Source organism: Streptomyces shenzhenensis (genome assembly GCF_003688995.1).
Lineage (GTDB): Bacteria > Actinomycetota > Actinomycetes > Streptomycetales > Streptomycetaceae > Streptomyces > Streptomyces shenzhenensis_A.
In genome coordinates, this window is the sequence record NZ_PENI01000041.1 from 1 (window position 1) to 24,504 (window position 24,504).

14 protein-coding genes and 5 pseudogenes are annotated in these 24,504 nt (G+C 69.1%); 9 read left to right on the forward strand and 10 right to left on the reverse strand.

Annotated features, from left to right (window positions below; all coding sequences use genetic code 11):
• The first annotated feature begins 303 nt into the window (after positions 1-303).
• The 6 genes and pseudogenes from CTZ28_RS47460 (at position 304) to CTZ28_RS39750 (ending at position 5,664) form a co-directional block, all read left to right on the forward strand.
• A complete protein-coding gene (locus CTZ28_RS47460) occupies positions 304-447 on the forward strand; it encodes a hypothetical protein (RefSeq protein WP_183154824.1) in 144 nt (47 codons plus the stop codon).
• 114 nt (positions 448-561) lie between these two features.
• Positions 562-909: a hypothetical protein gene (locus CTZ28_RS39730; RefSeq protein ID WP_121894643.1), complete on the forward strand. Its 348-nt coding sequence runs from the start codon at positions 562-564 to the stop codon at positions 907-909.
• A 1,350-nt stretch (positions 910-2,259) separates the two neighbouring features.
• Positions 2,260-3,030, forward strand: coding sequence for an MgtC/SapB family protein (locus tag CTZ28_RS39735; protein WP_121894644.1), 771 nt, complete (start codon positions 2,260-2,262; stop codon positions 3,028-3,030).
• Positions 3,031-3,377: 347 nt separating this feature from the next.
• A pseudogene (locus tag CTZ28_RS39740) lies at positions 3,378-3,572 on the forward strand (site-specific integrase); the annotation flags it as partial.
• A 389-nt stretch (positions 3,573-3,961) separates the two neighbouring features.
• A complete protein-coding gene (locus CTZ28_RS39745; protein ID WP_259472037.1) occupies positions 3,962-4,687 on the forward strand; it encodes an SDR family NAD(P)-dependent oxidoreductase in 726 nt (241 codons plus the stop codon).
• 104 nt (positions 4,688-4,791) lie between these two features.
• Positions 4,792-5,664 (forward strand): ABC transporter substrate-binding protein, encoded by an 873-nt coding sequence (locus tag CTZ28_RS39750; RefSeq protein WP_121894646.1) that lies wholly within the window; start codon positions 4,792-4,794, stop codon positions 5,662-5,664.
• Between the two features lie 225 nt (positions 5,665-5,889).
• Here the strand turns inward: CTZ28_RS39750 and CTZ28_RS39755 are convergent, their stop codons facing one another.
• From CTZ28_RS39755 to CTZ28_RS39765, 3 genes are all read right to left on the reverse strand, one after another.
• A complete protein-coding gene (locus CTZ28_RS39755; protein WP_121894647.1) occupies positions 5,890-6,294 on the reverse strand; it encodes a nuclear transport factor 2 family protein in 405 nt (134 codons plus the stop codon).
• Between the two features lie 242 nt (positions 6,295-6,536).
• A complete protein-coding gene (locus CTZ28_RS39760; protein ID WP_183154825.1) occupies positions 6,537-8,033 on the reverse strand; it encodes a sensor histidine kinase in 1,497 nt (498 codons plus the stop codon).
• Between the two features lie 3 nt (positions 8,034-8,036).
• The gene (locus CTZ28_RS39765) at positions 8,037-8,714 is read right to left on the reverse strand and encodes a response regulator transcription factor (protein WP_121894648.1); all 678 of its coding nucleotides are present in this window, start codon (positions 8,712-8,714) and stop codon (positions 8,037-8,039) included.
• 159 nt (positions 8,715-8,873) lie between these two features.
• On the opposite strand from CTZ28_RS39765, the gene CTZ28_RS39770 reads away from it, so the two are divergent.
• Positions 8,874-9,065 (forward strand): hypothetical protein, encoded by a 192-nt coding sequence (locus CTZ28_RS39770; protein WP_121894649.1) that lies wholly within the window; start codon positions 8,874-8,876, stop codon positions 9,063-9,065.
• Between the two features lie 1,352 nt (positions 9,066-10,417).
• Here the strand turns inward: CTZ28_RS39770 and CTZ28_RS39780 are convergent.
• The gene (locus CTZ28_RS39780) at positions 10,418-14,452 is read right to left on the reverse strand and encodes a Pls/PosA family non-ribosomal peptide synthetase (RefSeq protein ID WP_121894651.1); all 4,035 of its coding nucleotides are present in this window, start codon (positions 14,450-14,452) and stop codon (positions 10,418-10,420) included.
• Positions 14,453-14,802: 350 nt separating this feature from the next.
• Here CTZ28_RS39780 and CTZ28_RS50045 point away from each other — a divergent pair.
• Both CTZ28_RS50045 and CTZ28_RS50050 read left to right on the forward strand, forming a co-directional pair.
• Positions 14,803-15,043, forward strand: a pseudogene (locus CTZ28_RS50045) (IS110 family transposase); the annotation flags it as partial.
• Positions 14,994-15,418 (forward strand): annotated as a pseudogene (locus CTZ28_RS50050) (site-specific integrase); the annotation flags it as partial. The pseudogenes CTZ28_RS50045 and CTZ28_RS50050, both read left to right, overlap by 50 nt.
• Positions 15,419-15,499: 81 nt before the next feature.
• Here the strand turns inward: CTZ28_RS50050 and CTZ28_RS50055 are convergent.
• The 6 genes and pseudogenes from CTZ28_RS50055 to CTZ28_RS39835 form a co-directional block, all read right to left on the reverse strand.
• Positions 15,500-15,742, reverse strand: a pseudogene (locus CTZ28_RS50055) (hypothetical protein); the annotation flags it as partial.
• Positions 15,743-15,776: 34 nt separating this feature from the next.
• Positions 15,777-16,235, reverse strand: a pseudogene (locus CTZ28_RS39805) (8-oxoguanine DNA glycosylase OGG fold protein); the annotation flags it as partial.
• Between the two features lie 378 nt (positions 16,236-16,613).
• On the reverse strand, positions 16,614-21,191 hold the full coding sequence (locus tag CTZ28_RS39810) for a caspase, EACC1-associated type (protein WP_121894653.1): 4,578 nt from the start codon (positions 21,189-21,191) through the stop codon (positions 16,614-16,616).
• Positions 21,191-21,667 carry an effector-associated constant component EACC1 gene (locus CTZ28_RS47470; RefSeq protein ID WP_310887650.1) on the reverse strand — a complete coding sequence of 159 codons (477 nt, stop codon included), beginning with the start codon at positions 21,665-21,667 and terminating at the stop codon, positions 21,191-21,193. Before CTZ28_RS47470 ends, CTZ28_RS39810 begins: the two co-directional genes overlap by 1 nt.
• Positions 21,668-21,839: 172 nt before the next feature.
• Positions 21,840-22,043, reverse strand: a complete 204-nt coding sequence (locus tag CTZ28_RS49785; RefSeq protein WP_398657693.1) for a Helicase associated domain protein — start codon at positions 22,041-22,043, stop codon at positions 21,840-21,842.
• 1,310 nt (positions 22,044-23,353) lie between these two features.
• Complete coding sequence (locus tag CTZ28_RS39835; RefSeq protein ID WP_121894655.1) at positions 23,354-24,274, reverse strand: patatin-like phospholipase family protein; 921 nt, start codon at positions 24,272-24,274, stop codon at positions 23,354-23,356.
• Positions 24,275-24,504 lie beyond the last annotated feature (230 nt).

The following is a 24,504-nucleotide window of genomic DNA, read 5'->3' on the forward strand; positions in this document are numbered from 1 at the left end:
TGATCAACGCCGTCCGGCGGGGATTACGCCAACTCCAGTACCGCCACGACGTCCTCGACGGCTGTCTCACCGGAACCGGACTCGTGCTCGCCCCACCCTGACGACATCACGCTTTCAACGTCAGTAGTTTGGCGATGAGCGAGTTGGCCGAGCTAAGAAGGGAGATCCGCACGGGGCTGACGGAGATCAGGGGCAGCTGGCCGTCCTCGTGGAGCGGACGCCTCGCACCGACGAGGATCTGAAGCAGCTCCGGGCGGACACCGATGAAGGCGGTTAAGCAGCTCCGAGGGCACCGAGGCCGAGTTGAGGAAGCGCGACGAGGAGGCCAGGGCCCTGCGCACTGAAGTCGAGGCGCTGAAGCAGGGACGCTGGCCGCTCACCCAGCTCGGGGCCCTGGTCAGCTTGGGCGTCCTGGTCGTCACCGTGGTCGCGTTCTTCGTCCGCTGACACGATCTCCCCTGCATGCCCAGGACCGCAAGTGATGACCGGGCGGGAGTCACGAGGGTCATGGCGCGAGAGGCCAGGGCGCGATGTCAGTGACATCATGATAGTGATTTCCGCATGATGACGGTCGCCCGGCCGGGCGACACCTGGGCCTCTTCCTACCTGTCAATACGGGAAGGCGGTGAGGACATGAGCGACGCCGAGCAGGAGCCCACTGCGGCTGAAGCGACAGAGGCGGAGACCACCACCGAAGAGGCACCAGCCACGGCTGAGGCCGTCCCCGCTGAAGGCGGGGAGCCGGCCGCCGAGGCGGCGGAGAGCAGTCCTGAAGAGCCCGCGGCCACCACGGGCGAGGAAACCGGGACCGAGGAACCCACCGCCGCAGCAGAAGAGACCGGAACCGAGGAACCCGCCACACCCGCGTCTGAAGAGGGCGCGACCGAGGAACCGGCCACGGAAGAGTAGGAGACCGACCACGCCCCCTGCTACCCCCGCGCACGGGTGGTACAGGGGGCGCTTCGTTGCGTCCGGGGTCACTAATACGTCCGGGTGCATCCGGCCGGTCACCCGATGGGCTGCCTCCGCCGTGGACGGCCGTCGCGGCGAGCGGTCAGCATGGGCACCGGCGTGGTCCTCGGGGTTCCCAGCAGGTCACGCCGTGGTGCGCCCTGCCATTGGGCCCGGCGGGACACGTGCCACGCCAGGCGGGGCCCCTCATGAGACGGCGTGTAGGGGCCCTGCCCGCGAGGTCGACGTGCGGGTGGGAAGCGGGGCGCGCACACTGGCTCTAGGTGTGGTTGCGTCTGTCTGCGCTGCTCTCGCCCGCACCACGGTATGCCTGACATGCCCTGGCACGGTTCCAGCGGACGGCTGTGCACAGGGGCGTATCACAGCGGATGCCAGGTGGGCGGGCACGCCGCCGGTTCAGATGGCAGGTACCTCAGTCCCGGGTCGTGCTGCCGTCCCTCACCCGTACGGCCGCTTCCTGAAGGGTGGCCGCGAGGCCGAGCGGTCTGCGTGGCCTGCAGCGGCTTGGCCTCCTGGGCTGCTCCGCAGGCCACGGCGGGGTGGGGTCCCTCGCACACATACGCTCCGCCCGAGAGGCCCCGCCCACGAGATCAACATGCGGGCCGGGAGCCCCGCGCGCAGAAAAAGCCCAGGAACGGTTCGGTTAGGTTCTGGGCAGTCCGGGCCGCCCCCTATGCCACTGGGGTGCTTACGCCCTCTGTGCAGCCGGTCGGCGGTACTGTGCAGGGGGCGTTTTGCTGTGCCCCAGGGGCGATTGGGTGGGCTCGCTCTCGGAGCGGGCGGCGGGCCCGCCAATCCGCCTCCAGAGATGCGATGTTGGGCGGAACAGGCGAATGCTACGGGCCTGCCCGTTGGTTCCTTCCGGGCCGATGTGGCGACTTGGGCCTCTGCTGACGCCCCCGTGCGACAGAAGCACATGTGTGTGCCGAACGCCTGGCCGTCGCCCGAATGCTCCGTCCGATTCGACGGCCCGATGTGCCGGCCGCCAGTATGAGCGTGGGTACCGTGCTGGGCCTTGCTGGCGCCTCTCATGCCCTGGCACGGCTGGCCCGTGCCGGGTGTGCCCCTCACCGACCGCGCGATCACATGAGGGGTGCACCCGCCCGCCGCTGGAGCGACCTCATCCTGACACCAGTGGCTGCGGCTCCGCTCTCCCCACGGCCAGGGGAGGGCGGGGCCGCTTACCCATGAAGGTCAGCGTTTGAGGGGAGAGTGGACAGTGGGCCGGACAGTCCTGGCGGTCAGCTAGCCGGGCATCGGAGCCACGGTCCGCGCAGGGAGGCCAGTGTGCAGGTGATCGCCTCAGCTCTTTGGGGGTTCGGCCACGGGCAGGGCGCCAGGCAGTTCGCCGAGCTGGGACTGTCGCTGCTGCTGTCCTCGCTGATCGGGCTGGAGCGGGCAGCGCGGCAGAAGAGCGGCGGCCTGCGTACCCATACCCTCGTCGGGGTCGGCAGCACGCTGTTCATGGAGGTCTCCCAGCACGGGTTCATGCCGGTGCTCGGACACAATGTCGCCCTGGACCCGTCCCGGGTGGCGGCGCAGATCGTCTCCGGGATCGGATTCATCGGCGGTGGCCTGATCTTCGTGCGTCGCGATGTCGTCAAGGGACTGACCACGGCCGCCACCGTCTGGCTGACGTGCGCCATCGGCATGGCCTGCGGCGGGGGCCTGGCACTGCTGGCCACCGCGGCAACAGGGGTGCACTTCCTCGTCGTCCGGGGCTACCCGCCGCTGACGCGCCGGCTCGGTCCAGGCCTGTCGGCCCAGCAGGTCGAACTGCAATTGTCGTACCAGGTCGGCAGAAGCCTTCTGCCACGCATCCTGGAGCTGTGTACCGGCCGAGGCTTCAGCGTCCTTGACACCCGCATCGGCCGTGCCCCGTGGGAAGAAACCGAGACACTCCAGCCCCCGGCCGAATACGAGATGCCTGCGCCCGCCGTCGCCCAGGTGCTGCTGCGCCTGGAAGGACGTGGGGAAGTACACCAGCTCGTAGGAGAAATCGCCGAGCTGCACGGCGTCCTGACCGCCGAGATCAGACACGACGTGGACGCTGTCTGAACGCCGCGCCCCGCACGACACGGCGGTGACCGTGGTGCAGCGCTGCTCACCCCGTGAACCACGGCTCGGCTGAGGGTCTCCGGCGAGCCCATAACCCGACTGTCCCACCTGATTCGACGGCCTGCCGAGGCGCCACGAGCATGAACCCTGGGTACCGCCGTGGGTCTCTGGCACCTCTCAGACCCGGCACGGCGGGTCCGCGCAGGGTGTGCCCCTCGTAGATCGCAGCGCCTGGTAAGGAGCACACCCGCCCTCCGCTGGTCCAGTCTCACCTCTGGCACCAGCGGCTGCGGCCCCGGCCTTCCGCGGTCAGTGCTTGGGTTCTACCTAACAGTCCTCGCAACACGCCGGGCACCGGCTGGGACCTGCGCGAGTACCGCCATTCCGCTCTCGCCCACCTCGGTGAGCAGGGCGCCTCCCTGCTGCTGATGGCGAAGTCTCGGCACAAGAAGCCGGAGCACGTCCGCCGCTGCTTCAAGCCGTCCCCCGAGGCGATCTCGGAGCTGACCAGCCTGCTCGCCCCCGGCAACGCACACCGCTGACCTTTCGTAGCTATGGTGATCTTGGAGTGGGGTTGTGCGCCGGCCGCCTACCAAGCGCGGGTGACCGCCTGGATTGCCGTGTCACTAAGCCGACCAGGCACGTAGCCTAGGACGGACACCGTCAGGGACTGCTTCGCCGTCGCCTGAGCTGCTCGGTGAGACCACTCGCCACGCGTTGGAGCGGCTACTTGACTCGCAGTTGCCTCACGAACTGGACTGGACCTGCGGCAGATCTGCTGCGGGCGACCATCGACACCGTGCTCTGCGGGAACGGTCCGCTCAGCAGACCGCGGCACCGACGGCGCAGGACTCCGGGCGGTCGTTCCGACGGCCCGCGATGATGAGCAGGAGGTGGGCTCGTGACTGGGGCAGAGGGCCGGGTGGCATTGGTGACAGGGGCCAGCAGCGGAATCGGTGCAGCCACCGCGGGTCTCCTTGCCGCGCGAGGGATGCGCGTGGTGGTCAACTACCTGCGCAACACCAAGGCGGCCGACGAGGTCGTGGCCGGCATCGAGGCCGCAGGCGGGCAGGCCATGGCCGTGCAGGCCGACGTGCGCGAGGCAGCAGCCGTCGCGAGCATGATCGAACAGATCCAGGCGGCGTGGGGCGACATCGACGTGCTCGTGCACAACGCACTGATCCCGTATGCGGTCAAGTCGTTCCAGGGCATGACGTGGGAGGAGCTGGGCGGCAAGATCGACGCCGAGATGCATGCGGCGTTCGCGGTCACCAAGGCCGTCCTGCCCGCCATGAGTGAACGGGGCTGGGGACGCATCGTCTACATCAGCACCGGCCTCAGCCGCCGACCCCGGGCGGGCATGATCGCGCTGGGCGCGGCCAAGGCCGCCCTGGAGCAGTTCGCCCGCTACCTCGCCCAGGAACTGGGCCCGCAGGGCATCACGGTCAACATCGTCGCAGCCGGCCCGGTGGAGGACACCCGCATGGGATCCGCGCTCGACGAGAAGACCAAGCAGCGGCAAGTGGCCCTCACCCCCGTGGGCCGCCTGGCACGCCCGGCCGACATCGCCCAAGCAGTCGCTTTCTACGCCAGCGAGGACAACTCCTTCATGACCGGCACCACAGCCGCGGTCAACGGCGGAATGTCGATGGACTGACAGCCCGACCGGCATCCGCCGCACCGTCACCTCAGCACCCCACGCCGCGCCGTCCCACGCTCGTGCAGGACGGCGCGGCGATGAAAGGATCAAGGAACAGCTGCATGTACAGGATCGATCTTGCCTACGTCGGGCGGGGCCTGCACGAGGAACTGGCCGCCTACATCGCCGACCAGCAGGACTACTACGCCGACGAGGGCGTCCACGTCGCACTGCGCGACGGCTGCACCTGGGACATCGAACGGCTGCGCCGCTGCGCCACCATCGGGCTCGGCCGGGCACTGCTCTCCCGCCTGACCGGCGGCATCCCGTGGGTCGCCCTCAACGTCAACACCCACCACCCGCTGTTCTGGTTCCTCGCCCGCCCCGGCCTGACCTCCCTGACCGACCTGGCCGGCCGACGACTGGCGGTACACGCCCCCCGCACCCCACCCGGGTGCTTCGCCCGGATCGTGCTGCGCAAGGCCGGCCTCGATCCCGACCGCGACGTCGACACCGTCGTCCGCTCGCCCGGCGACTACGGCATGGACCTGCGCCGGCTGCGCGAGGGCACGATCGATGCCGCCTACGTCGGCAGCACCATGGCGCCCGAGGCGGTCGCCGCTGAGCAGGGCTGGCAGGTGCCGGCCTGGGTTGGTGACCACTTCCAGATCCCCACCGTGGGCGTGGCCGTCGACCCCACCTGCATCGACCCGGACGACCCTGCGGTCCAGGCCGTCGTTCGAGCCCACCGGCGCGCCCTGCAGGTGATCCACAACGACCCCGACACCACCGTGCGGCACATGCGGACGTTTCTCGGCGGACATACCGAGGACGAAGTCCGAGCCCACTACGAGACGTTCATCGCGCCATACTTCACCACCGACGGCCAGGCCGACCTCGCGGTCGGCGGCAGCGCGATCATCGAGGTCGCCGCCGAACTCGATGTCCCCGCCACCGTCACGGCAGCCGAGTTCTACCGCAACGCCGCAGCCTAGAAGCGCGGCGACGCCGCGCTGTCAAAGCGCGGGCAGTACCTCAAGACCACCCACGCAGAGACCTCCGCGGCCGCTCGTTGGCCAGGAGCTCCAGGCGGCTGTGCGACCCCGAGTCGACACTCGGGCCGCGCCACACCTACACGGCAGAAAGACTTATCCCCAAGAGCCCGGAGCTCGCGTCGGCAAGCTGTCACAGCCTCATGAACGATCGAAGCCGCCCCTGGGTCAGGCCCTGCCGTTTTCCCTGCCCGGCATCGGCTCAGCGAGTGCTGTCCGCCATTCAGGGGCACCGAAGGCGTCCGCGAAGTACTGCGTCTCGTGCGCCACATGCCCGTGGGCAAATTGCATAATGCTCACTGAGTAGGTGGGCACCCCGTCGTATGTGATGACGCACTCGCTCACCCACAGATCCCCGCCGCCGACGATCCGGTGGACGGTGAAGTGCCGACTGGCAGGGTGCCCGCCGCGTTGCGCCGAAATCGTCGCGCGGCCCCGGAATCGTTCACCTGACTGGGAGTAGTCCAGGATCGCGTCCGCAGCGTAGATGGCGTGCTCGGCTTCGGTATCTCCACGTTCCGACGCCCGCCAGTGTTCCTCGACTGCGGCCCTGGTCCGGATGTCAGCATCCATCGCACTGTCCCCTCTGCGGGCGGCCGGAGCGATCCGGGGGACCTGGGAACGCTTCGAGGCTCCCCAGGATGCCGGGCCGTTGAACGTAATGGGCATCGGTGACGGCGTAGATCGCCGAGGCGGCGACTCATCTTTAAGGACACTGCGATTCAATTCCCCGACCGGGGTGACCAAGCATCACGGCCAAGGGACCGGAGCAGACCGAAAGTCCTGACAAACACGCCTCCGATCCACTGCAGAGACTACTTGTCACTTCGGGAGTGGAGTGCCGTGTCGGGCCTCGTCGGACTGGGCGATCGGTAGTACATCCTCGTGGTGTCCGGCCTGCTCATGGTGCCCGGCCCCGTCGGCTGGTCCTCCGCCGGCTGGTGCTCGACGGGCAGCAATACGACCAGTCGGGCACCAGGCCTGTTGTCCTCGATGTGGGCGGTGCCGTGGTGTGCGGTGACGATGTCGCGGACGATGGCGAGGCCCAGGCCGGTTCCGCCGGTGTCTCGGGCGCGGGCGTCGTCGAGTCGTGTGAAGCGTCCGAAGACCCGCTCGCGGTCTGCTTCGGGGATGCCTGGGCCGTCGTCCGCCACGACCAGTTGTGCGGTGCCGTGCTGGGTGTGCAGGGTGACGTCGATCCGCGTCTCGGCGTGCCGCAGGGCGTTGTCCAGCAGATTTCGTACCACCCGGGCGAGGGCGTCCGCGTCGCCCTGTACGCGTGCCGCGCCGACGGAGTGCTGGTCGATGATGAGCGGGGTGCGCCGACGCGCCTCACGTACCTCGGTGTAGACGACCTCGTCCAGGTCGACGGGGCGGGTCCGCAGCCGGGGCCGGGCGTCCAGCCGGGCCAGTTGGAGCAGGTCGTCGACGAGTCTGGTGAGCCGTTCGCTTTCCTGGAGGAGACCGGTGGCGAGGCTGTGCCCGTCGACCGCGCCGGGGTGGTGGGCGGCGACTTCCAGGCGGGTGTGGAGCGTGCTGAGGGGGTTGCGCAGTTCGTGGGCGGCGTCCGCGACGAACCGCCGTTGCCGTCGGGCTGCGGTGTCCAGTCGGGCGAGCAGGTCGTTGAAGGTTGTGGCCAGCCGACCGAGCGCGTCGTCGGCGGGCGGTACGTTGACGCGTCGGTTCAGGTCAGACGCGGTGATCTCGGCGGTCTGGGCGCGGAGGGCGTCCACCGGGCGCAGCGCGCGCCCGGTGAGCAGCCAGACCACGCCGGTGAGCAGGGCGACGACCGCCGGTACGCCGGTGGCCAGGGCCGCGGTGAGCTGCGCGAGACCGTGGTCGACGCTCTCGGTGGGTACGGCGACGTACACGGTCACCGGGGTGCGAGGGGTACCCGCGGGGATGCCGACGGCACGCCAGGTGCCGCCTTGCCCGATGGGGATGTCGTTGACGGTGTGCGCGCGGGGGGTGTCCGAACGGCTCGCGGGAAAGCCGAACGCACGGGGGTGGCCTCGCAGGTTGGACGAGCTGGCCAGCACGACGCCCTTGCCGTCGACGACCTGGACGGCTCCTTCTCCGTGGCCGATGGAAGGCACGTTCGGGGGGATGTGGTCGCTGCCCGTGTCCGAGGCGACGACCTGGGCGCGTTGCAGGGCGGTCTGGTCGAGGCCGCTGATCAGACTGGCGTGCAGCCAGACGACGAGCAGTACGGTCGCTCCGGTCAGCCCGGCCGCGATGACCGCGGTTGCGGCGGCGGTCAGCCGCAGGCGCAGCGACCGGCGTGCCCACCAGGAGCGGAGGCCGGCGGTCACAAGTCACCTCGTGTCGCCGCGCAGCCGGTAGCCGGCCCCGCGGACGGTCTCGATGGTCCGGCGGTCGAACGGAGTGTCGATCTTGCGTCGGAGGTAGCCCACGTACACCTCGACGATGTTGGTGTCGCCGTCGAAGTACTCGTCCCAGACGTGGGAGAGGATGTCGGTCTTGCTGATCACTTCGTCGGGGTGCCGGAGCAGGTATTCCAGGAGGGTGAACTCCCGTGCTGTCAGGTCGATGTCGTGGTGGCCGCGGCGGCAGCGGCGGCGCGCGGGGTCGAGGGTGAGATCGTCGGCGGTGAGCACCGCGGGCCGGGCGGGCGCTCCGCGGCGCAGCAAGGCCCGGAGATGGGCGACGAGCACTACGTAGGAGAACGGTTTACTCAGGTAGTCGTCGGCGCCCAGGTCGAGGGCGTCCGCCTCGTCGTACTCGCCGTCCTTCGCCGTGAGCATCAGCACCGGTGTCCACACCCGGGCCGCCCGCAGTCGCTTCAGGACCTCATACCCGGACAGTGAGGGCAGCATGATGTCCAGCATGATGACGTCGTAGCGTTCGTGGGTCGCCCGCCACAGTCCGTCCGCGCCGTCGGGGGCGACATGAGCAACGAAGCCCTCCGCAGCGAGTCCGTCGGCGATCGCCTCGGCGAGTGCGTGCTCGTCCTCGATGATCAGCATCCGCATGACTGTCTCTCCATATCCACCCTAGCTCCGGACCGTCACAGCTGTTTCTTGAGGCTTGCTGAGAAGGGGGCGGGCTCTCAGGCCCTTCTCAGTGCCCAGGGCGCAGGCTGAACGTGACAGGTCAGGCGGGGGCGGGTGAGCGGAGCGAGGCGAGCGACGATGAGGGACTTCAGGGACGACGAGCGCCAGGCGCGGCTGCGGGATCCCCGGGAGCGCCTAGGGCGCGATGAACAACGGAAGGCCGACGGCCCGCGGGAGGGCGGGCGTCCGGAGCGCCGGGGGGTGCCGGAACTCGACGAGCGGCAGCGCCAGGTGCGCATGGCACGGGTCGCCGAGCAGCCCTTCGGCTGACGGTGTCTGCGGGCGATCCGTGACCTGTGGGGCACGGACCGCCCGCAGGCGGCGTCAGTAGCGGCGGAGCGCGACCGCCGCGGTACGGACCCCACGGCGACATCCTCGATCCCCCAGCCAGGCAGCGTCCGGGCCGGCCTGGGGCCCGTGCCCACGTAGCCGGCGGCCATGCCCCGGGCCAGACCCGTGCCCAGGCCCTTGAGGTACGCCTCCTTGCGCACCCAGGTCCGGGCGAAGGCCGGCGCCCGTTCCGCTCCGGCAGCGCCGTAAGCTCGGCCTGCTCCTGCGGGTGCAGCTCCGGGGCCAGCCCGGTCACGACCGACGGCGACGGGACGCGCTCCATGTCGACGCCGACCGGCCTGTCGGCGAGCGCGGTCAGACACAGGTCGCCGCTGTAGGCGAAGGAGAAGTACGCGCGGCCGCTCGTCACCGCGGGCCAACCGTGCGGGCGCCCCACACCGGGCACGGCTCGCGGGTGTACGTCACCTGGCGCGGTGCGACGCCGAGCCGGTCGGCGACGAGGCGGCGCAGCGTGGTGTGCGCGGTGAGGCACGTTCGTGGATCTTGGGCTGTGCGATGGCGTACGCCCGATGGTGTTCTCCGGCGTCCGGGGACGTCGGCGCTGCCTGCGGTTGGGCGCGCACCGGCCACCGTGCGGGCGGCAGACTCACGGCTGCCTCCGCAGCGCCTCCACCAGGTTCCTGGCCAGGTCGAGGGTGTGGTGCACGGGCAAGACCGTGGCCCGTGCACCAGTCGTCTGGGGCCGCCGGGTGGGGCCGACAACCACGACCCGGCCTGCGCCGAAGCGGGTCGTGAGGGTCGCAGGTGTGCCGGGCGGGTGGGTGGCGAGGACCGTAGCGTCAGCGTGCTTGTCGAGGATGAGGTAGGGGCCGTCCTGGAAGAAGAGGGTGCGGGGGCGGCCCCGCCAGGCGACCTGGACCAGTGTGTCGCCCGTGCCCTGGGGGCTCCTGGGGAGGAGATGTACCGGTTGCTGTCCGAGGGCAGCAGGCCGAAACCCGGTGTGGCCCCGGTCAGACAGCCGCCGAGGCAGGAGCCCAAGGTTGCGCCCGTCGCACCGGACGAAGGTGCGGATCGCCCCGCGCTGCGGTTGCCGCCTCCGGTATGCGGAGGCCAGCCTGCCGCCACTGGGCTGGGCGTACACCACCGCGTGGGCGAGGGATTCCGGCGGTCAGGGCCAGTGCCTCGTGGGGGCCGGTGAAGCGGACATCAAGATCCCACGGGCGCGGGCCAGCAGCGCGGCTACCGCCTCGGGGCAGCCGGGCAGCGAGGCCGGCCCACAGTAGACGAGGGTGAGGGGCGGTGTCCGGCGCCGCTCTCGGGGTGTGCCACCGCTACCTCTCCTGCCTCTTCGTCGGTGCGCGGCTGGCGCGGGCGTCGGCCGGTGCGGCGAGCCCCTCGGCGGGCAGACCGTGCCAACTGGTCCCAGGTGTCAGCCGTTCGCCCTTCATGACCAGCGACAGCGCCCCGAGCCGGACACCGGCGCCGACCTGCGTGTCGTACAGCACGACCGTCCGCGCACCGATGCTCGCGCCGGGGCCGACGGTCACCGTGGACATCTTCATGACACGGTCCTCGAACAGATGGCTCTGCAGCGATACGTGCATGCCGACCGCGGCGTCGTCGCCCACCTCCACGAGATCGAACTCGGTGAGGTACGTGGTGCCGATCCAGGTGCGCCGTCCGATGCGGGCGCCGAACCAGCGCAACACCGGCGGCAGGAACGGCGTCCCCACCAGGACGCCCACGCCCGCCGGCACCGCTGCGGCCTCGAAGAGACCGGTGGCGAATTCGGTACGGCGCACGAACAAGCTCCACAGCGGCTCGACGCGCGGACGGTACCTGCCCGCGACCGCCCACTTGGCCAGCACGCAGAACCCGATGACGGTCAGCACCGAACCTGCGGCCAGGAGCGGGGAGATCAGCAGCGGCGCCGGCGGTCCGGTCTGGCGGGCGATGCCAGCCAGGGCCAGCAGGTACAGGAAGGCGGTGGCGGCGATCACCGAGGCGGGCATCGTGACCCGGAAGAACTCGATGGCCAGCCGGCCCAGCACGGCCCTGCGGGAGGGCCGGAATGTCTGTTCCTCGGGGTAGGCACCGCTGTCCTGCCGCACCGGCAGGCGCAGCGCGGGCGAGCCGAGCCAGGTGCTGCCAGGCGGCACCCGGTCCGGTGGCGGCAGCGTGCCGACCCCGATGAGGGAACCCGGCCCGAGCCGGGTTCCGGCAGGGAGGAGCGCCGCGTTGCCCACGAAGGCGCGCGAGCCGATCTCGGTGGGCCGCAACGCCATGCGGTCGGCCGCGAAGGTGGCGATGCCGACGCCGGCCATGTCGGCGACGAAGCTTCCCTCTCCGAGGGTGAGCAGGTCGGGGTCGATGTGCGCCGCCGTGGAGACTTCGGCGTACCGGCCCACGCGGGCGCCGAGCAGCCGCAGCCAGGGCGCCGTGTAGAGCGTGGCGTAAAGGGAGTTGGTAAAGAACAGGCTGTGTTCGAGCAGCTTGTCGGCGATCCACTTGCGCACGCCGAGTCCCGAGCGCGCCGGGTGGATGCCGACGGGTGTCCTGGGCAGAACGGCTCGCTTGCCGACGGCGACGACCAGGCACACCGTAGCCACGAAGAGCGGGCCGGACAGCACGAGCGCGGCCAGGACGGCGGCCGTACCGCCGTACGAAGCGGCCAACCAGAACAGGGCGGCGCTCGGCAGGACCATGATGAGCACCGCGGCTTCCAGCGCGGTCAGGCCGAGCACTACGGCGGCCAGGTGCCGCGGCCGCCAGTGGTCGGTCGCGGTCCGGGCGCGCAGCATCGTCTCCACGTGCGGGTCGAGCGAGGCGACCGGGCGGGCCGGCGAGCCGGCGCGGCGTGCTCCAGCCGGGACGGCCTCGTCCGGTCCCACCACGGACTGCTCGCCGAGCGCGGACCCGGCACCCAGGCAGGCGCCCGGTTCGAGTACCGCGTTGGCACCGACATGGGCCCGCTCGCCTACGGTGATCGGGGCGACCGTCACCCATCCGTCGGCTACCTGCCACGGGCGGAGCGTAGCGCCGTAGCCGATGGTGGCGTCACGGTCGATGCGCAGCAGCGCGGGCAGACCGACCACGCTGCTGACGATAGTGGTGCCGGGGCCCACGCGGGCGCCGAGGAGCCGCAGGTAGGGGCCCATCAGCGGCGATCCGCTGAGCACCCGCACCGGGCTGAGGCCGAGCAGCACAATGTCCAGCACCCACAGCCGCAGATACGTCGCTCCCCACAGCGGATACCGGCCGGGCCGGATGGCGGCCGTCAGCGGTCGCGCGAGGAGGAGGGGGACGAGCCAGCGTACGGCGAAGTAACCCACCAGCACGGCGACGCCGGGCCCGACGACACCCATGCCTGACGCCTGGCCGTGCAGCAGCGCGTAGGTGCCGGCCACCGGCCCCGTGAGCAGGAAGAGCAGCACGTAGAACGCCGCCGCTTGGGCCAGTCCGGCGCGCGCGATGCCCGCACGGCTGTGCCGCAGCGGTTCGGGCCCGGGCCGTGGCGGCGCAGGAGAGGCACTCTGCGCGGAGCGCAGCCGTGCCGCGAACGCGCGCACGGTCGGGTTCTCGTACAGGTCGCGCAGGGTGGATCCGGCTGCGCCGGCCCGTTCGCGCACCAGCGACACGGCGCGGGCGGCGAGCAGGGAGTGGCCGCCGAGATCGGTGAAGAAGTCGGCTTCTGCCGAAAGCTCCTGCGGGGCCATACCCAGCGCCTGTGCCCAGGCGTCCCGCACCTCAGCCTCCCGCGCATCGCTGACCGGTACCACCTCGCGGGTACTGATGAGTCTGCGGCCGCTCGGCGCGGGCAGGGCCCCGCGGTCCACCTTGCCGCTCGGCATGACGGGCAGCCGGTCCAGGAAGTCCAGCGTCGAGGGCACCATGTAGGCGGGCAGCGCGCGGCGCAGCCTCTCGTGCAACCGCGCGGCAAGGTCGTCACCGAGGACCGTGCCGTCGCTGGCGGGCACCACGTAGGCGGCGAGCACACGGTCGCCGTCATACCCGTCGCGCGGGGCTACGAGGGATGTGGCCGCCTGGATGACCCCGGGGTCTTCGAGCAGTACGTTGTCGATCTCGTCCAGGGACACCCGGTAGCCGCGGATCTTCACCTCGGCGTCGGCCCGGCCGAGGTATTCGATCTCCCCGTCGCCGGTCATCCGGCCGAGATCGCCGGTGCGGTACAGGCGGCCTGGGTCGGGCGCCGGCGGGTGCTCGATGAAGCGGTCGGCCGTCAGATCCGGACGGCCCGCATAGCCGCGCGCCAGGCCGGGACCGCCCAGGCAGATCTCCCCGACGGCGCCCTGCGGCACGGGCCGCAGCCGCTCGTCCAGGAGGACTGCCGAGTACGTCGGCAGCGGGCGGCCGATGGTCACCGGGCGGCCCGGCCGGAGTTCCTGCCAGGTGGCGGTCACGGTCGCCTCGGTCGGCCCGTACGTGTTGAGCATGCGTCGCCCCGGCCTGCTCCACCGCTCGACGAGCGAGGCGGGACAGGCCTCGCCGCCCACGATCAGGCGACGGATCCGTGGCAGGTCGCGCGGGATCGTCGCCAGCAGTGTCGGAACGCAGTACAAGGCGGTGACGTCGTGTTCCTGAAGGAAGTCGGCGAGATCGGCACCGAGCCGGGCCGGGCCGCCCGGTCCGGCGACCAAGGTGGCCCCGGCCGCCCAGGTGGGCCAGATCTCCTCGATGGAGAAGTCGAACGAGATGGTCATGCCCTGGTACACCCGGTCCTGCGGCCGGATGCCGTAGACCGGCGACACGACACGCAGGAAGTTGCAGATGCTGGACCCGGCGATCTCCACGCCCTTGGGCCGACCGCTGGAGCCCGAGGTGTACATCACGTACGCGAGCGGGTCGTCCGCGCCCGCCGAGCGTTCCGGGATCCGTGCGGCCGGCAGACGGGCGAACTCTTCGGCGTACGCGTCCACCCGGATCACCAGGCACGTTCCGTCCGGCTCCGCCCAAGCGGCACCCCGGGCGAGCGCGGACGTGGTCAACACCACGGTGGCGCCCGAGTCACCGAGAATGAAGGACACCCGCTCGGGCGGCGCCGCCGGATCGACCGGCACGAACGCCGCGCCACTCTTGCAGACGCCCAGCAGGCACACGTACATCTCCACGGACCGGGGCAGCATCAGAGCCACCCGGCTGTGCCGGCCGATCCCGGCACCGCGCAGGTGGCGGGCGACCTGATTGGCCCGCGCGTCGAGTTCGGCATAGCTCAGCCGTCGTGATCCGCATTCGAGGGCGCGGGCCGAGGGGGTACGGTCGCAGGCGTCCTCGAAGAAGTGGTTCAGCCGGCCGTGAGTACCCGCACTGTCGGGGACGGTGCGGCTCCGAGCCGGAACGACGGGCATGGGCTCCGCCTCTTCGCTAGGAGGAGGGATCGGTGTCCCCGGTGACTCCTCCAGCCTGTGCGTTGCCCGCTGAGAGGACGCTGAGAGCCAGCATCCGCTCGGGGAGGAAGCCCGAGGGGCGATGTGGGGGTCGACACGCAGGAGAGCGTCCGCGGCAGCAAATACACCAGCCAGGCGTAGAAACGACAACGGCCTATGCGGCCGGTTGGGCGTGGTGCAGTCCATGGGGCAAGTGGGATTGGTCCTGGACAACGCCGCGGCCGAAAGCTCAACTCGCTGATCAAGGCCGAGTACATTCATCGGCACACGTTCGCGACCTGGGCCGAGGCCCGGCTGAAGATCGCAACCTGGCGACATGGAACCGGCAGCAGATCGCCAACCAGCTGCCGTCCTTGCTGCGGGAGTACTACCCGGCTGCCCTGGCAGCGTTCGAACCCTGGAAGAACAGCCTTTGCCGCGCTGAGGCCTACAAGGTCCTCAAGCTCGCTCCGACCCCCACGCGGGCGGCTCGGCTGACTCACACTCAGCTCCGCGCTCAGACGGGCCGGCCGCCAACGCGGCATCGACGCCGAGGCCGAGCGGCTTCGTGAGGGCGGACGACGAGATCGGGGAGGCCCTGGAACTGCTGCGGTGGGACGTCGGCGGTCAATACGTGGAACGCCCTCCGGGCCTCCGTGTTGTCATGGCTGGGCTGGTGTGCCGAGCGCGGCTACAACGGCCCGGCGAAGCCAGCCTGGGTGAAGCGGCTGACACCGCCGGACTCGGAGCCCCCGGCCCGTTCGAAGATGGCGGTCGACCGGCTGATCGCCCGCGGAGGAGATCCTTGCGGTCAACATCGAGGAGCTGGACCCGGCCAGGCGCCGAGCGCGGGTCGCGCTGGCGGGAATCGACAAGTGCCGGGCCGCCGGGTGCCCCGCCAGGGCCAGCGTGATCCTTTCCAACGTCCGGCGCAAGGACGAGGTGCGCCGCGCGAACCGCTCGGTGAGCCCGTCCACTTGCTCGACGAACGTACGGCGTCCGCATTCCGCATCCCGCATTCCGGCACCGGAACCGCCGCACCGCCAGGTCGATCACGATCCTCCGACCGGCCACCGCCAGGTCGGCCAGGTGCCGCCGGTACTCGCCGTGGACACGAGCAGACACCGTGCACAGCCTGGGCAGGCCGCCTCCCGGGTTGCGGTCCGCGCCGCGCAGGCCAGTGCAACAGCGGTGCGGGGGAACACCGACAGGGCGGGGTCGGCTTCGATCACGAGGAGTGTGTGCCCGCTGCGCCGGCCCGGGATCTCCCACGCCTGGCCGCGCCGCGGCGGCGGAAGGGTCTCGCTCACGCTGCGGTCCCGCCGTTCAGCTCGTCCAGAGTGTCGAGCTGCAGCTCGTCGAGCTCGGCGAGCGTGTCCAGGCGGGACTCCTTCCACTGGGACAGCCATGCGGCGGAGTCACGCACGGCCTGTGCCATGAGCGCCTTCGCCGCGTACGCGGACAGGTTCCCGCCTGCCTCGCTGTTCGCTGCCTCGCGAACGTCCGCAGGCCGACTCACCGTCACGCGCTGCTTACGACTTGCTTCATGCTTGATCACTGGCGAGACCGCCGCGCTGGAGACGGCACGGCAGTCTGCGCCTGCACTGAGCGGGAACTTGGTGAAGAAGGACGGCCCGAACCAGGGACCCCGGCTGCGGAGCGCCGCGTAGGCCGCTCCTGCGTCGTGATGGCGCAACGCGGTGACCGCCGAGGCCAGTGCCGCGTCCGAGCCCTCGGCGGCCAGGATCATGTGCAGGGTGACCGGTCCGCTGCCGCCGGGGGAACCGCGTTTCCCCTTCCCTCCATACGTAGGTCGCGACCAGTCCCTCTCTAGAGGGCCTCGCGTTGCAGCGCGTCCGCGACGATCGACGTCACTGCCGCCCGGTTGACCCCGGCATCACCACTGCGGAAGGCCGAAGCCAGTACTGATGGCCAGGGTGTGATCTGCGCCCACTGGCTGGGGGTGTAGCGGACCGTGTGCGCGCCGGGCGTCGCGTTCTCGTTCGGTGGTCTTACCCGCGACGCGACTGGCCTCGCGCCCTGCGGGCTGATCTGTCGACCACGCCGGAGGCGGCGCTTGCTGCCGCCAGGCTACCGAGGAACGGATCAGCGCTGGAATGCTGGGAGCCATGCCACATCTGCGTCATCCGCCGCACGGCTCGTGGTAGGAGTGGATCCGGCCCACCGCCTGTTCCCATCGGGTCCGGCTGATCGGCTGCGGGCTGAGGGAACACAGATAGCGGTAGGCGTCCTCGGCGTTGTAGTCGGTGAGCTTGATGCCGGATCCACCACCGGGCAATAGGTCTGTCGTCATGGCGAGCGTGCGGCCATCGGGGCTGAACTCACCTGCGTGTGCATAGGGATCGGGTAGCGTGCCTTTGTCCCAGGGATGCGTGGGATCTCCGACGTCCCATAGGTGTTCCTGCCAAGCAAGGATTGTCCGGTCGGCCAGTGTGCGATGGTCAGGGCTGAGTGAGAAGCTCGACATCTCACCGTCTCCGGTGACCACTCCGACGCGCTCTGGGTCCGTGCCGGTGTCGCCGATGTCCCACAAGGTGATACTGGAGTCATTTTTGGTTGCCACGGCGAGGGTGTTCTCATCGATGAAGCCCGCGGTCTGCACCTTGGCCGAGATCCCGCCGGAGCCGATTTTCTTTATGTGCCAGGGATCTTTGAGGTTCCACATGGTCAGAGGGCCCTCAAAGTCCCACATCACCAGCAGATGTGTCTTGTTGTTGTGTGCGAGGCCGGCAATGTAATGCGGCTGGTCGAAGATGTACAAGCGCTGCGGCTCGGCGGTGCCGCCGACCTTCCACAAGCTGGCCCCGAAGTTGTCCCAGACCATCAGTGTCGTGTCGTTCAGCAGGTGCGAGTGGACCTCGGAATATGGGCCTTTGCTGTGCACTGGGATCTTTCCGTCAGGCCGGGGCCGACTTGGATCGCTGATGTCGAAGACGGATACGGTCGGCTGACCATCGGCGCTCACCGCTAGCATCCGTCCGTCGTTGGAGACTGCTGCAGTACCGGTCGCCGTGAGTTCCGACATGTGCTTGGGGTGTTGGGGGTTCCGCATGTCCCACAGGGCAATCTTGGTGTCACTTTGGGTGATCACACTTCTTCCGTCGCCGATGAAGTTGGCGTTGTTCCATTGCTGAGGGAAGGTGTAGGCGATCGTGGGGTGATGCGGGTCCGTGACGTCCCATACACGTGCCGGCTCCGGTTGCTCGCTGTCTGCTGAGACAGCGAGCAACCGGCCGTCGTCACTGAACCCGCTGCCTGGCACATCCGTGCCGTCGGCTGCGAGGGATCCATGCAGTACGGGGCTCGCGGAACTCCACACACTCAGTGAACCCTTCTCGCCTCCGCTCGCGAAGGCGGAACCATCCGGACTGTAGGCGACCGCGTAGACAGGGTGTGTTGTGGGGTAGCTACTGAAGACATCGATACTCCGGGTGTCCGGGGGGCCGGCGTTCCTCCTGGCCTCCCACTGCTGGACCGTCCCGGTCGCGTCGGCGGCAAGGAATGCTCTGCCGTCCGGCTTGAAGGAGATCGACAAAATGTCGCTGTGGCCTCCGCCCGAGGACTGATCCACGTCTTCGGCAATGGGGTGGTTGATGTTGGTGGTGTCCCATACCGTCATGGCGCCCAGTGATCCGCCTGCGGCGAGCAGTGTGCCCTGTGGGTTGAAGGCCAGACTCCAGACGGAGTCGGTCTTCAGGGTGATAGCGGGGTTCTTGGCAGCCCGGCCGTGGTCGTCGATGCTCCACAGCATGACTCTGCTGGTGCCCGGGCCGGCACCGGTCGCTGCTGTGCCGATGGCCAGGGTCTTGCCGTTGGGCGCGAAGGCGACGGCATGCACGTCCGGGGCACCGACCGTGACATGCGGGAGCGGTGTCAGGCGGCTGGCTGAGTCCGTGTTCCACAAGTGGACGACTCCGTGCGCGTCGGTCACGGCGAGTACCGAGCCGTTCGGGTTGAAGGCGATGTCCGGGGGGAGCGCCGCGGGGCTTGATCGGCGCGCTCTGGAGACGGGCTTGGCGGGATTAGTCACGTCCCACAGGGTCAGGGACCGCTCCGTCTGCACGGCGAGGATGTGTCCGTGGGGCTGGTAAGCGATAGCCGCGAGCCCGTCGGTCTTGAGGACACCGCGGGCGACCGGCCGGTTGGGGTGGGAGACGTCCCACAGCCGTACCGTCAGGTCCTTGGCGGAGGCAGCGAGGGTGTGGCCGTCACTGCTGTAGGCGACGTTGAACACCCGGTCGGTGGGACCGGTCAGAAGGACGGGGGCCGTTGTCACGTACGAGTGCAGCACGCTGGCGCCGGCCTCGGTGGTGGGAGAGATGTCGTAGGCGGCCAGGCTCAGCCCGAGTGCCGTCGCAGGTTCGCCGTCGCGCAGTGAGTCGGCGAGCAGAGCGAGTTGCCGGGACGCGATGGTGTCCGCCCGGTCGGCCGCCAATCTGCTCTGCCGCACAGCGATCAGGCCGCTGAGCAGCGCGGCCACCAGTACACCGACGCTGATCACGGCCGAGGACCGCCGCAGTCGGTGACTGCGCACACTCCGCTTCAGGAAGCGCTGTTCGGTAGGGGTGAGCACGGTGCGGTGGCCGGCGTCGGCGAACCACTCACGGGCCGTGGCCAGGCGTGCACCGCTGTAAAGGACCCCACGGTCATGGGTGCTCTGCCACTCGCGAGCCGCGTCGGCAAGCTGACGGTGGATCCGCAACGCGTCTCGGTCCTCGTCGATCCACCCCCGCAGGCGAGGCCACCAGCGCAACAGGGCCTCGTGAGTGATCTGGGCGGTGTGGTCATCGAGCGTAATCAGTCGGGCGTCTGCCAGAGCGTCAAGAGCTGTCGAGATATGCGCTGCCTCGGCCTCAGAGCGTCCCTCAGTGAGCTCGGCCAGCTCGACTCGGCGCCGGGTGTCCTCGAAATCCTCACTGACGTGCACCATGCGCAGGATCAGATGTCGTGCTGCCTCGCGGGCACCAGGATCGAGCCTTTCGTAGACGAGGTCGGCCTGCTTGGTGACTGCGTTCCACACTCCGCCGCTGTCTTCGTATCGCTGGATGAGCAGATCGCGACCCTCGCTGTGTGCCCAGGTTTGCTCCAGGGCGTACGAGAGCAGAGGGAGGAAGCCGAACTCGGTGGACTCCTGTTGCTCCGCGCCGACTCGCAGGTCACGCAGCACGAGACCGCTCAGGCCATCCTCCACGCGATAGCCGACCACAGTTGCGGGCCGCTCGATGGCATGCCGCAGTTGTTCAGGGGTCATCGGCGCAACCGGCACCTGATTCTCACGGAAGGTCGGGACCAGTTCCGGATAGGCCAAGCAGCGGCTGTAGAAGTCGGCCCGGACTGCGATCACGACTAACGCCGCCGCGGGCCAGGGCCCATCCGGTCTGCTGACCGAGCACAGCGCCTCGACAAAGGCGCGTCTTTCGGTTTCGTCAGTGCACTGGGTGAACAACTCCTCAAACTGGTCGACCAGAACCAGAAGCCGTCCCTCATCTCCGTCTTCCCGGACGAGTGCCTGCCTGACCAAAGCCGACAGCTGCCCTGGGAATTCACGCAGCTCTGCGGCGAGCACCTCGTCAGACGTCCCGGCGCTCTGGGCGAACCGTCTGCCCAATGTGCTCAGCGGACGGTCCCCGGGCGTTAGCGACAGATACGGCCAGGTCCCCGATCCGCGCACCCGGAGCTCTCCGCGCCGGATCGCCGGCAGGAGCCCAGCGTGCAGCAGGGAGGACTTACCTGAGCCGGACGGCCCGACGACCGCGACTGGTCCCCCCTTGTCGGACCACTCCGACATCTTCTGCAGCACTTCGCCGACCAGTTGCTCGCGACCGAAGTAGTACGCGGCGTCGTCGACACCGAACGAGCGCAGGCCCAGATACGGGCACGGCGGTTCGGGCCCCTCCTGCTTCGTCCCCGGCGCCAGCGGCACCCGAGCCGGGCCGGCTGCGGGATTGTCCGCCAGCACCAGCTCGCCCCCGCGGTCGCTGAGGTGCCGGTGCGGTTCCGGCAGCCCTTGCGCCGGCAGAGCGCGCCGTAGATGCCGGTACGCGTCCTCGACTGTCAGATCCGGCAGCCCGGCGGGGACGCCCTCACGCAGAAACGACAGCAACGCGCCGGTGAAGGCCGTATATTGCGCGCCGACCGGGGCCAGCGCCTGCTCATCGGCAGACGCCGAGGTCAGTACATACGTCCCGCCGAGAGAGGCAAGTTCGAAGGCATGGGCGGCCGCAGTGCCGATTGCGCCCTTGGCGCGCCCGGCGAAGCAGCAGTCGAGTACCACCACGACCGAGCGGGCCCGGCAGTCGCTCAGGGTCTCGCGCACCGCCTGGTACGGCAGGGCGTTGAACGTCAGCCCGGTCACCGGATCGTCGGTCGCATGCGTGGCCAGGTATAGCTCGTTACCGGGGCTGACGAGACCGTGGCCCACGTAGTACAGGAGCAGCACGTCGGCCGCCTCCGCAGCGACATCCCTTAACGTGGTACCTACGACGCGCGGATCCTCGGGGTCGATGAGGGACCGTAGGTGCTCCGCCCGCAGACCGCACCGTTCCACCAGGATTCGGCTCAGCTCGCGCACCGTCTCCTCGACGGCCTGCACGTCGGGAAGCGCCGAACCTGGCAGATGACGACCCGAGCCCACGATCAGGGCCCGGGACCCCTCCGAACTCAGCGCCGTGGGCCTGTGCGGGAGATCGGACGGCGTCATCAGCCATCCACCTCATCGGGGCGAGAAGCTAGGTCCCTCGTCAAACGGTCAGCCGTCTCCCGCAGCTCCTGCGCCGTCTGGGGCAGGACCAGGTCCGAACTGACCACCAGCGTTGAACCGTCCGGCCTGGTGATCTTCACTTCCATCCGACCCGCTCGTCGTTTCAACCACGTCACCGCGACCGTGGCAAACCCCGTGAAGGCGCCTACGTTGCCGAGGGCGATCACCAGGGCATCCAGACCGGTGCCCAACGTACCCTCCGACGGCGGACGGGCCACCAGTCGTACCCGTCCCCGCAGTGATTCCTCGGCTACGAGCCACTCCCGCAACGAACGTAGCTCGTCGGCAGAACGCTCTCCCGTAACTTCCACCCGTACGTCCACACGGACATGGTTACAGCAACTGTGTTGCCAGCAAAAGGGCTTCCGCAACTGGGCCCGCCTGCCCGCCCGTACCCCGACGGCCATGGAACGCATCGGCCGGGCCCGCGTCGATCAAGAAGTACTCCGCTGGGCCTTCAGCCGCCTCGGCTCGGGCACATAGGCCCTTCATTACACCCGTGCCGTTCTCGAAGCGCATTGCCTGCTCATGCCAGGCCGATGGACCGAGAGCCGTGCTGCTGCCCGGCCCCGCTACTCGTCCGTACGGCTACGCCCACTCCATACTTAGCTCAGCAAGCGCTGCCCACTGGTCCTGATTGAGTTTGGCTCGCTTGGATTTGGTGTTCGAGACCCAGACACCCAGCTTCACGACCACCGGCTCGGTCTCGCCGTAGACCGCGATCTGCTCACTGTGGCCGCAGGGTACCGGCCGGTGGGCGCCTTCCCGTTCCACCCACTGCGCGAGAGCCACAAGTCCCCGCTGGAACGCGTGTTCCGCCTTGCTCGGGCTTTTTTCGTCGCGCGCTCGGCCGCTGGAGTGGGAGACGGCGCCTCAGTGGGCTGCACGCCCTGTCGGGACAGCCGTACCTGCTGCTCGGTGGACAGCTGCGCCCAGGTGCCTGGCTGCTTCTGCCGTGCCAGTCACTCGCCCAAGTCGTCGCCCTCGAACAGCACGCCGGGCTGGATGTCGAGCAGGGTACCGTCGGCGTCGACCAGGTCCACGAGCACGCGGTAGTGGCGTTGCTAGTCGAGCGGCCAGGGCAGTTCCCGACGCTGGCCGGACCGGCTGGCGTTGAGTCCGCCTCGCCAAGTTTGCCCGCCACACCGTCTTCGACGGCCAGGTCGTCACCGACGAAGCCCGCCTACGCCGCATCGTGGCCCGCCACGACCCGTACGTGTACCGGGGACCTTCGTCACCTGCGTCTACAACCCCGACCGCGCCCTGTATCGCATGTCCTCCGACCCTGGCGATCAGGAGGAGAACCTCAGTCGGCTGTGGAAAGAGAAGCCGACCTGCGCCGGACTCTCGCCCTGTATGAGGAGGCCGTCCGGCAGCTCACCCTCGAAAACGATGCCCTTCGCCAGGGCGGCACCGTTGTTCCTCTGCCCATCCGCAGTCGGACATGCCCGCCAGCGCAGCCCTGGCCTGGGCCCATCTGGGTCTGCTCAGCGCGCGGGCGGCTGGCATCGCATAGATGTGACGGTGTGGTCCTGACTCCTCCGATCGCACCGATGCTTGCCGATGCACGGCGGCAGATGCCGCCGGATGAGGCTCTGCCGCAGGAATGGATCGCGGAGCAGAAGGCGGACGGCTTCCGGGCCGTCCTCTTCGCCCGTCCCGGACTCGTCATGCTCCAGTCCCGCCAGGGCGCACACCTCACCGGTGCCTTCCCTGACATCGCCACTGCGGCCGCCGCCCTTGGTGAGGACCTCGTGCTGAACGCAGGCCGTCACCGCCACTGGGGCTCGCCGCACCCGCTACGCAGGACTGCGGAAGACCGCCCTCGCACACATCCTCACAGCCAGCGCCATCAACCTCATCCCCATCGATGCCTGGTGGACTGGGCAACCACTCGCCCCCATCCGGACATCACACCTCGCTGCCCTCGACCTTGCCACATAAGCAATTGGGCAAGGGGGTCCTAGAGATCTTCCACAACGGGCAGCGCAGGCACTCCGCACCTGGGCATGCTCAGCCCTTGTCGAGTACCAACTCCGTGCAGCACCTGCAGGGTAAAACCCTCACTATCCGAAAAAATCAGGACACCTCGGCCTCAGAGGCTACATTCGGCGCGCCGTGCGGTCGTGGTCGAGCCATTGATGGGTTGAGTCCGTGGCCGCCTTGATGAGCTGCGCAGTCTGCCGGAAATCGATGGGCAGCAGTTCCAGCGGGCGTACCGGCGGCAGAACATGGAGCCGCACGCGGGCGCGGGCCTGCGCGATCGAGGCTGCCATGCGTTGCTCTTCCAGCAGGTTGTACGCGTGAATAGCCATCGCGAGTACGGTGGACGGTGGCGCGGCCAGGTGGCACGGGAACCCACGGGCCAGGACATACACCTCGTCTGCACCGAGCGCGATCGCACGGTCGAGTGTGGTTCCGTTGGCTACGGCGCCATCGATGAGGTAGCGTCCCTGGATTTCCACCGGCGGGTAGAACCCCGGAACGGCGGTGCTGGCCATGAGGGCCGGTACCACCGGTCCGTGGGTGAGAAGGAACCCTCGCCCGTCGCATGCATCCGTGGCCAGGATCTTGAGGGGAACCGTAGCGTCCTCAATGCGCTTCAGTGGCAGGACGCGGTGAAGGAAACCCTCGAAATGACGGTTGCTGAAAACGTGATCGGCCCGGCCGGCTGCCGCCTGGCCGACCAGGAGCGGGTTGATGGGGAAAATGTAGTTCAGTCCTCCCAGTGCCCGCAGAACGGCACGAAGAGGGCGGCTCGGGAAGCTGGAGAGCAGTCTCGGCAGCACTTCTGAGGGCTCCAGAGGATACACATCGTGTGCCCCGACCTGCAGCCACAACCGTGCGAGTGCGTCGACACCCTGCGTATCCGGCCGGGCTGCGTAGAAAGCCGCGTTCAGGGAACCCACCGAGGCGCCGACGACAAGATCGGGATGTATGCCGTGCGCGGTAAGAGCACGCAGCATCCCTACCTGTGCGGCGCCCAGGCTACCGCCCCCCGACAGAACAAATGCTGTCGTCATCACGGAACCTCTTCGCGAATCCCGGAATTTCCTTCTGACGGTCCAGTGGCTCCCCGAACTGCTCGATTGGCTCGTGCACGAAGTGGTTGCCAGGAAAGTCACCCAATACGACTCTCACATCATTGCCTAATGCAAGAGTACGCTTGGAGAAGCGGGTCCGGAAGATGGCCGGAGCCGCACGAGGAAGGGGCCCGTGGAGTGGGCGCCCCCAGAGATCACCCCGAAGGCCG

What these genes read in the sequence shown, in the direction of transcription:
- CTZ28_RS39730 (WP_121894643.1), top strand. Translation starts at nt 562, where the DNA reads ATGATGACGGTCGCCCGGCCGGGCGACACCTGGGCCTCTTCCTACCTG.
- CTZ28_RS39750 (WP_121894646.1), top strand. Translation starts at nt 4,792, where the DNA reads ATGTACAGGATCGATCTTGCCTACGTCGGGCGGGGCCTGCACGAGGAA.
- CTZ28_RS39755 (WP_121894647.1), bottom strand. Translation starts at nt 6,294, where the DNA reads ATGGATGCTGACATCCGGACCAGGGCCGCAGTCGAGGAACACTGGCGG.
- CTZ28_RS39765 (WP_121894648.1), bottom strand. Translation starts at nt 8,714, where the DNA reads ATGCGGATGCTGATCATCGAGGACGAGCACGCACTCGCCGAGGCGATC.
- CTZ28_RS39770 (WP_121894649.1), top strand. Translation starts at nt 8,874, where the DNA reads ATGAGGGACTTCAGGGACGACGAGCGCCAGGCGCGGCTGCGGGATCCC.
- CTZ28_RS39780 (WP_121894651.1), bottom strand. Translation starts at nt 14,452, where the DNA reads ATGCCCGTCGTTCCGGCTCGGAGCCGCACCGTCCCCGACAGTGCGGGT.
- CTZ28_RS39810 (WP_121894653.1), bottom strand. Translation starts at nt 21,191, where the DNA reads ATGACGCCGTCCGATCTCCCGCACAGGCCCACGGCGCTGAGTTCGGAG.
- CTZ28_RS47470 (WP_310887650.1), bottom strand. Translation starts at nt 21,667, where the DNA reads ATGCGTTCCATGGCCGTCGGGGTACGGGCGGGCAGGCGGGCCCAGTTG.
- CTZ28_RS39835 (WP_121894655.1), bottom strand. Translation starts at nt 24,274, where the DNA reads ATGACGACAGCATTTGTTCTGTCGGGGGGCGGTAGCCTGGGCGCCGCA.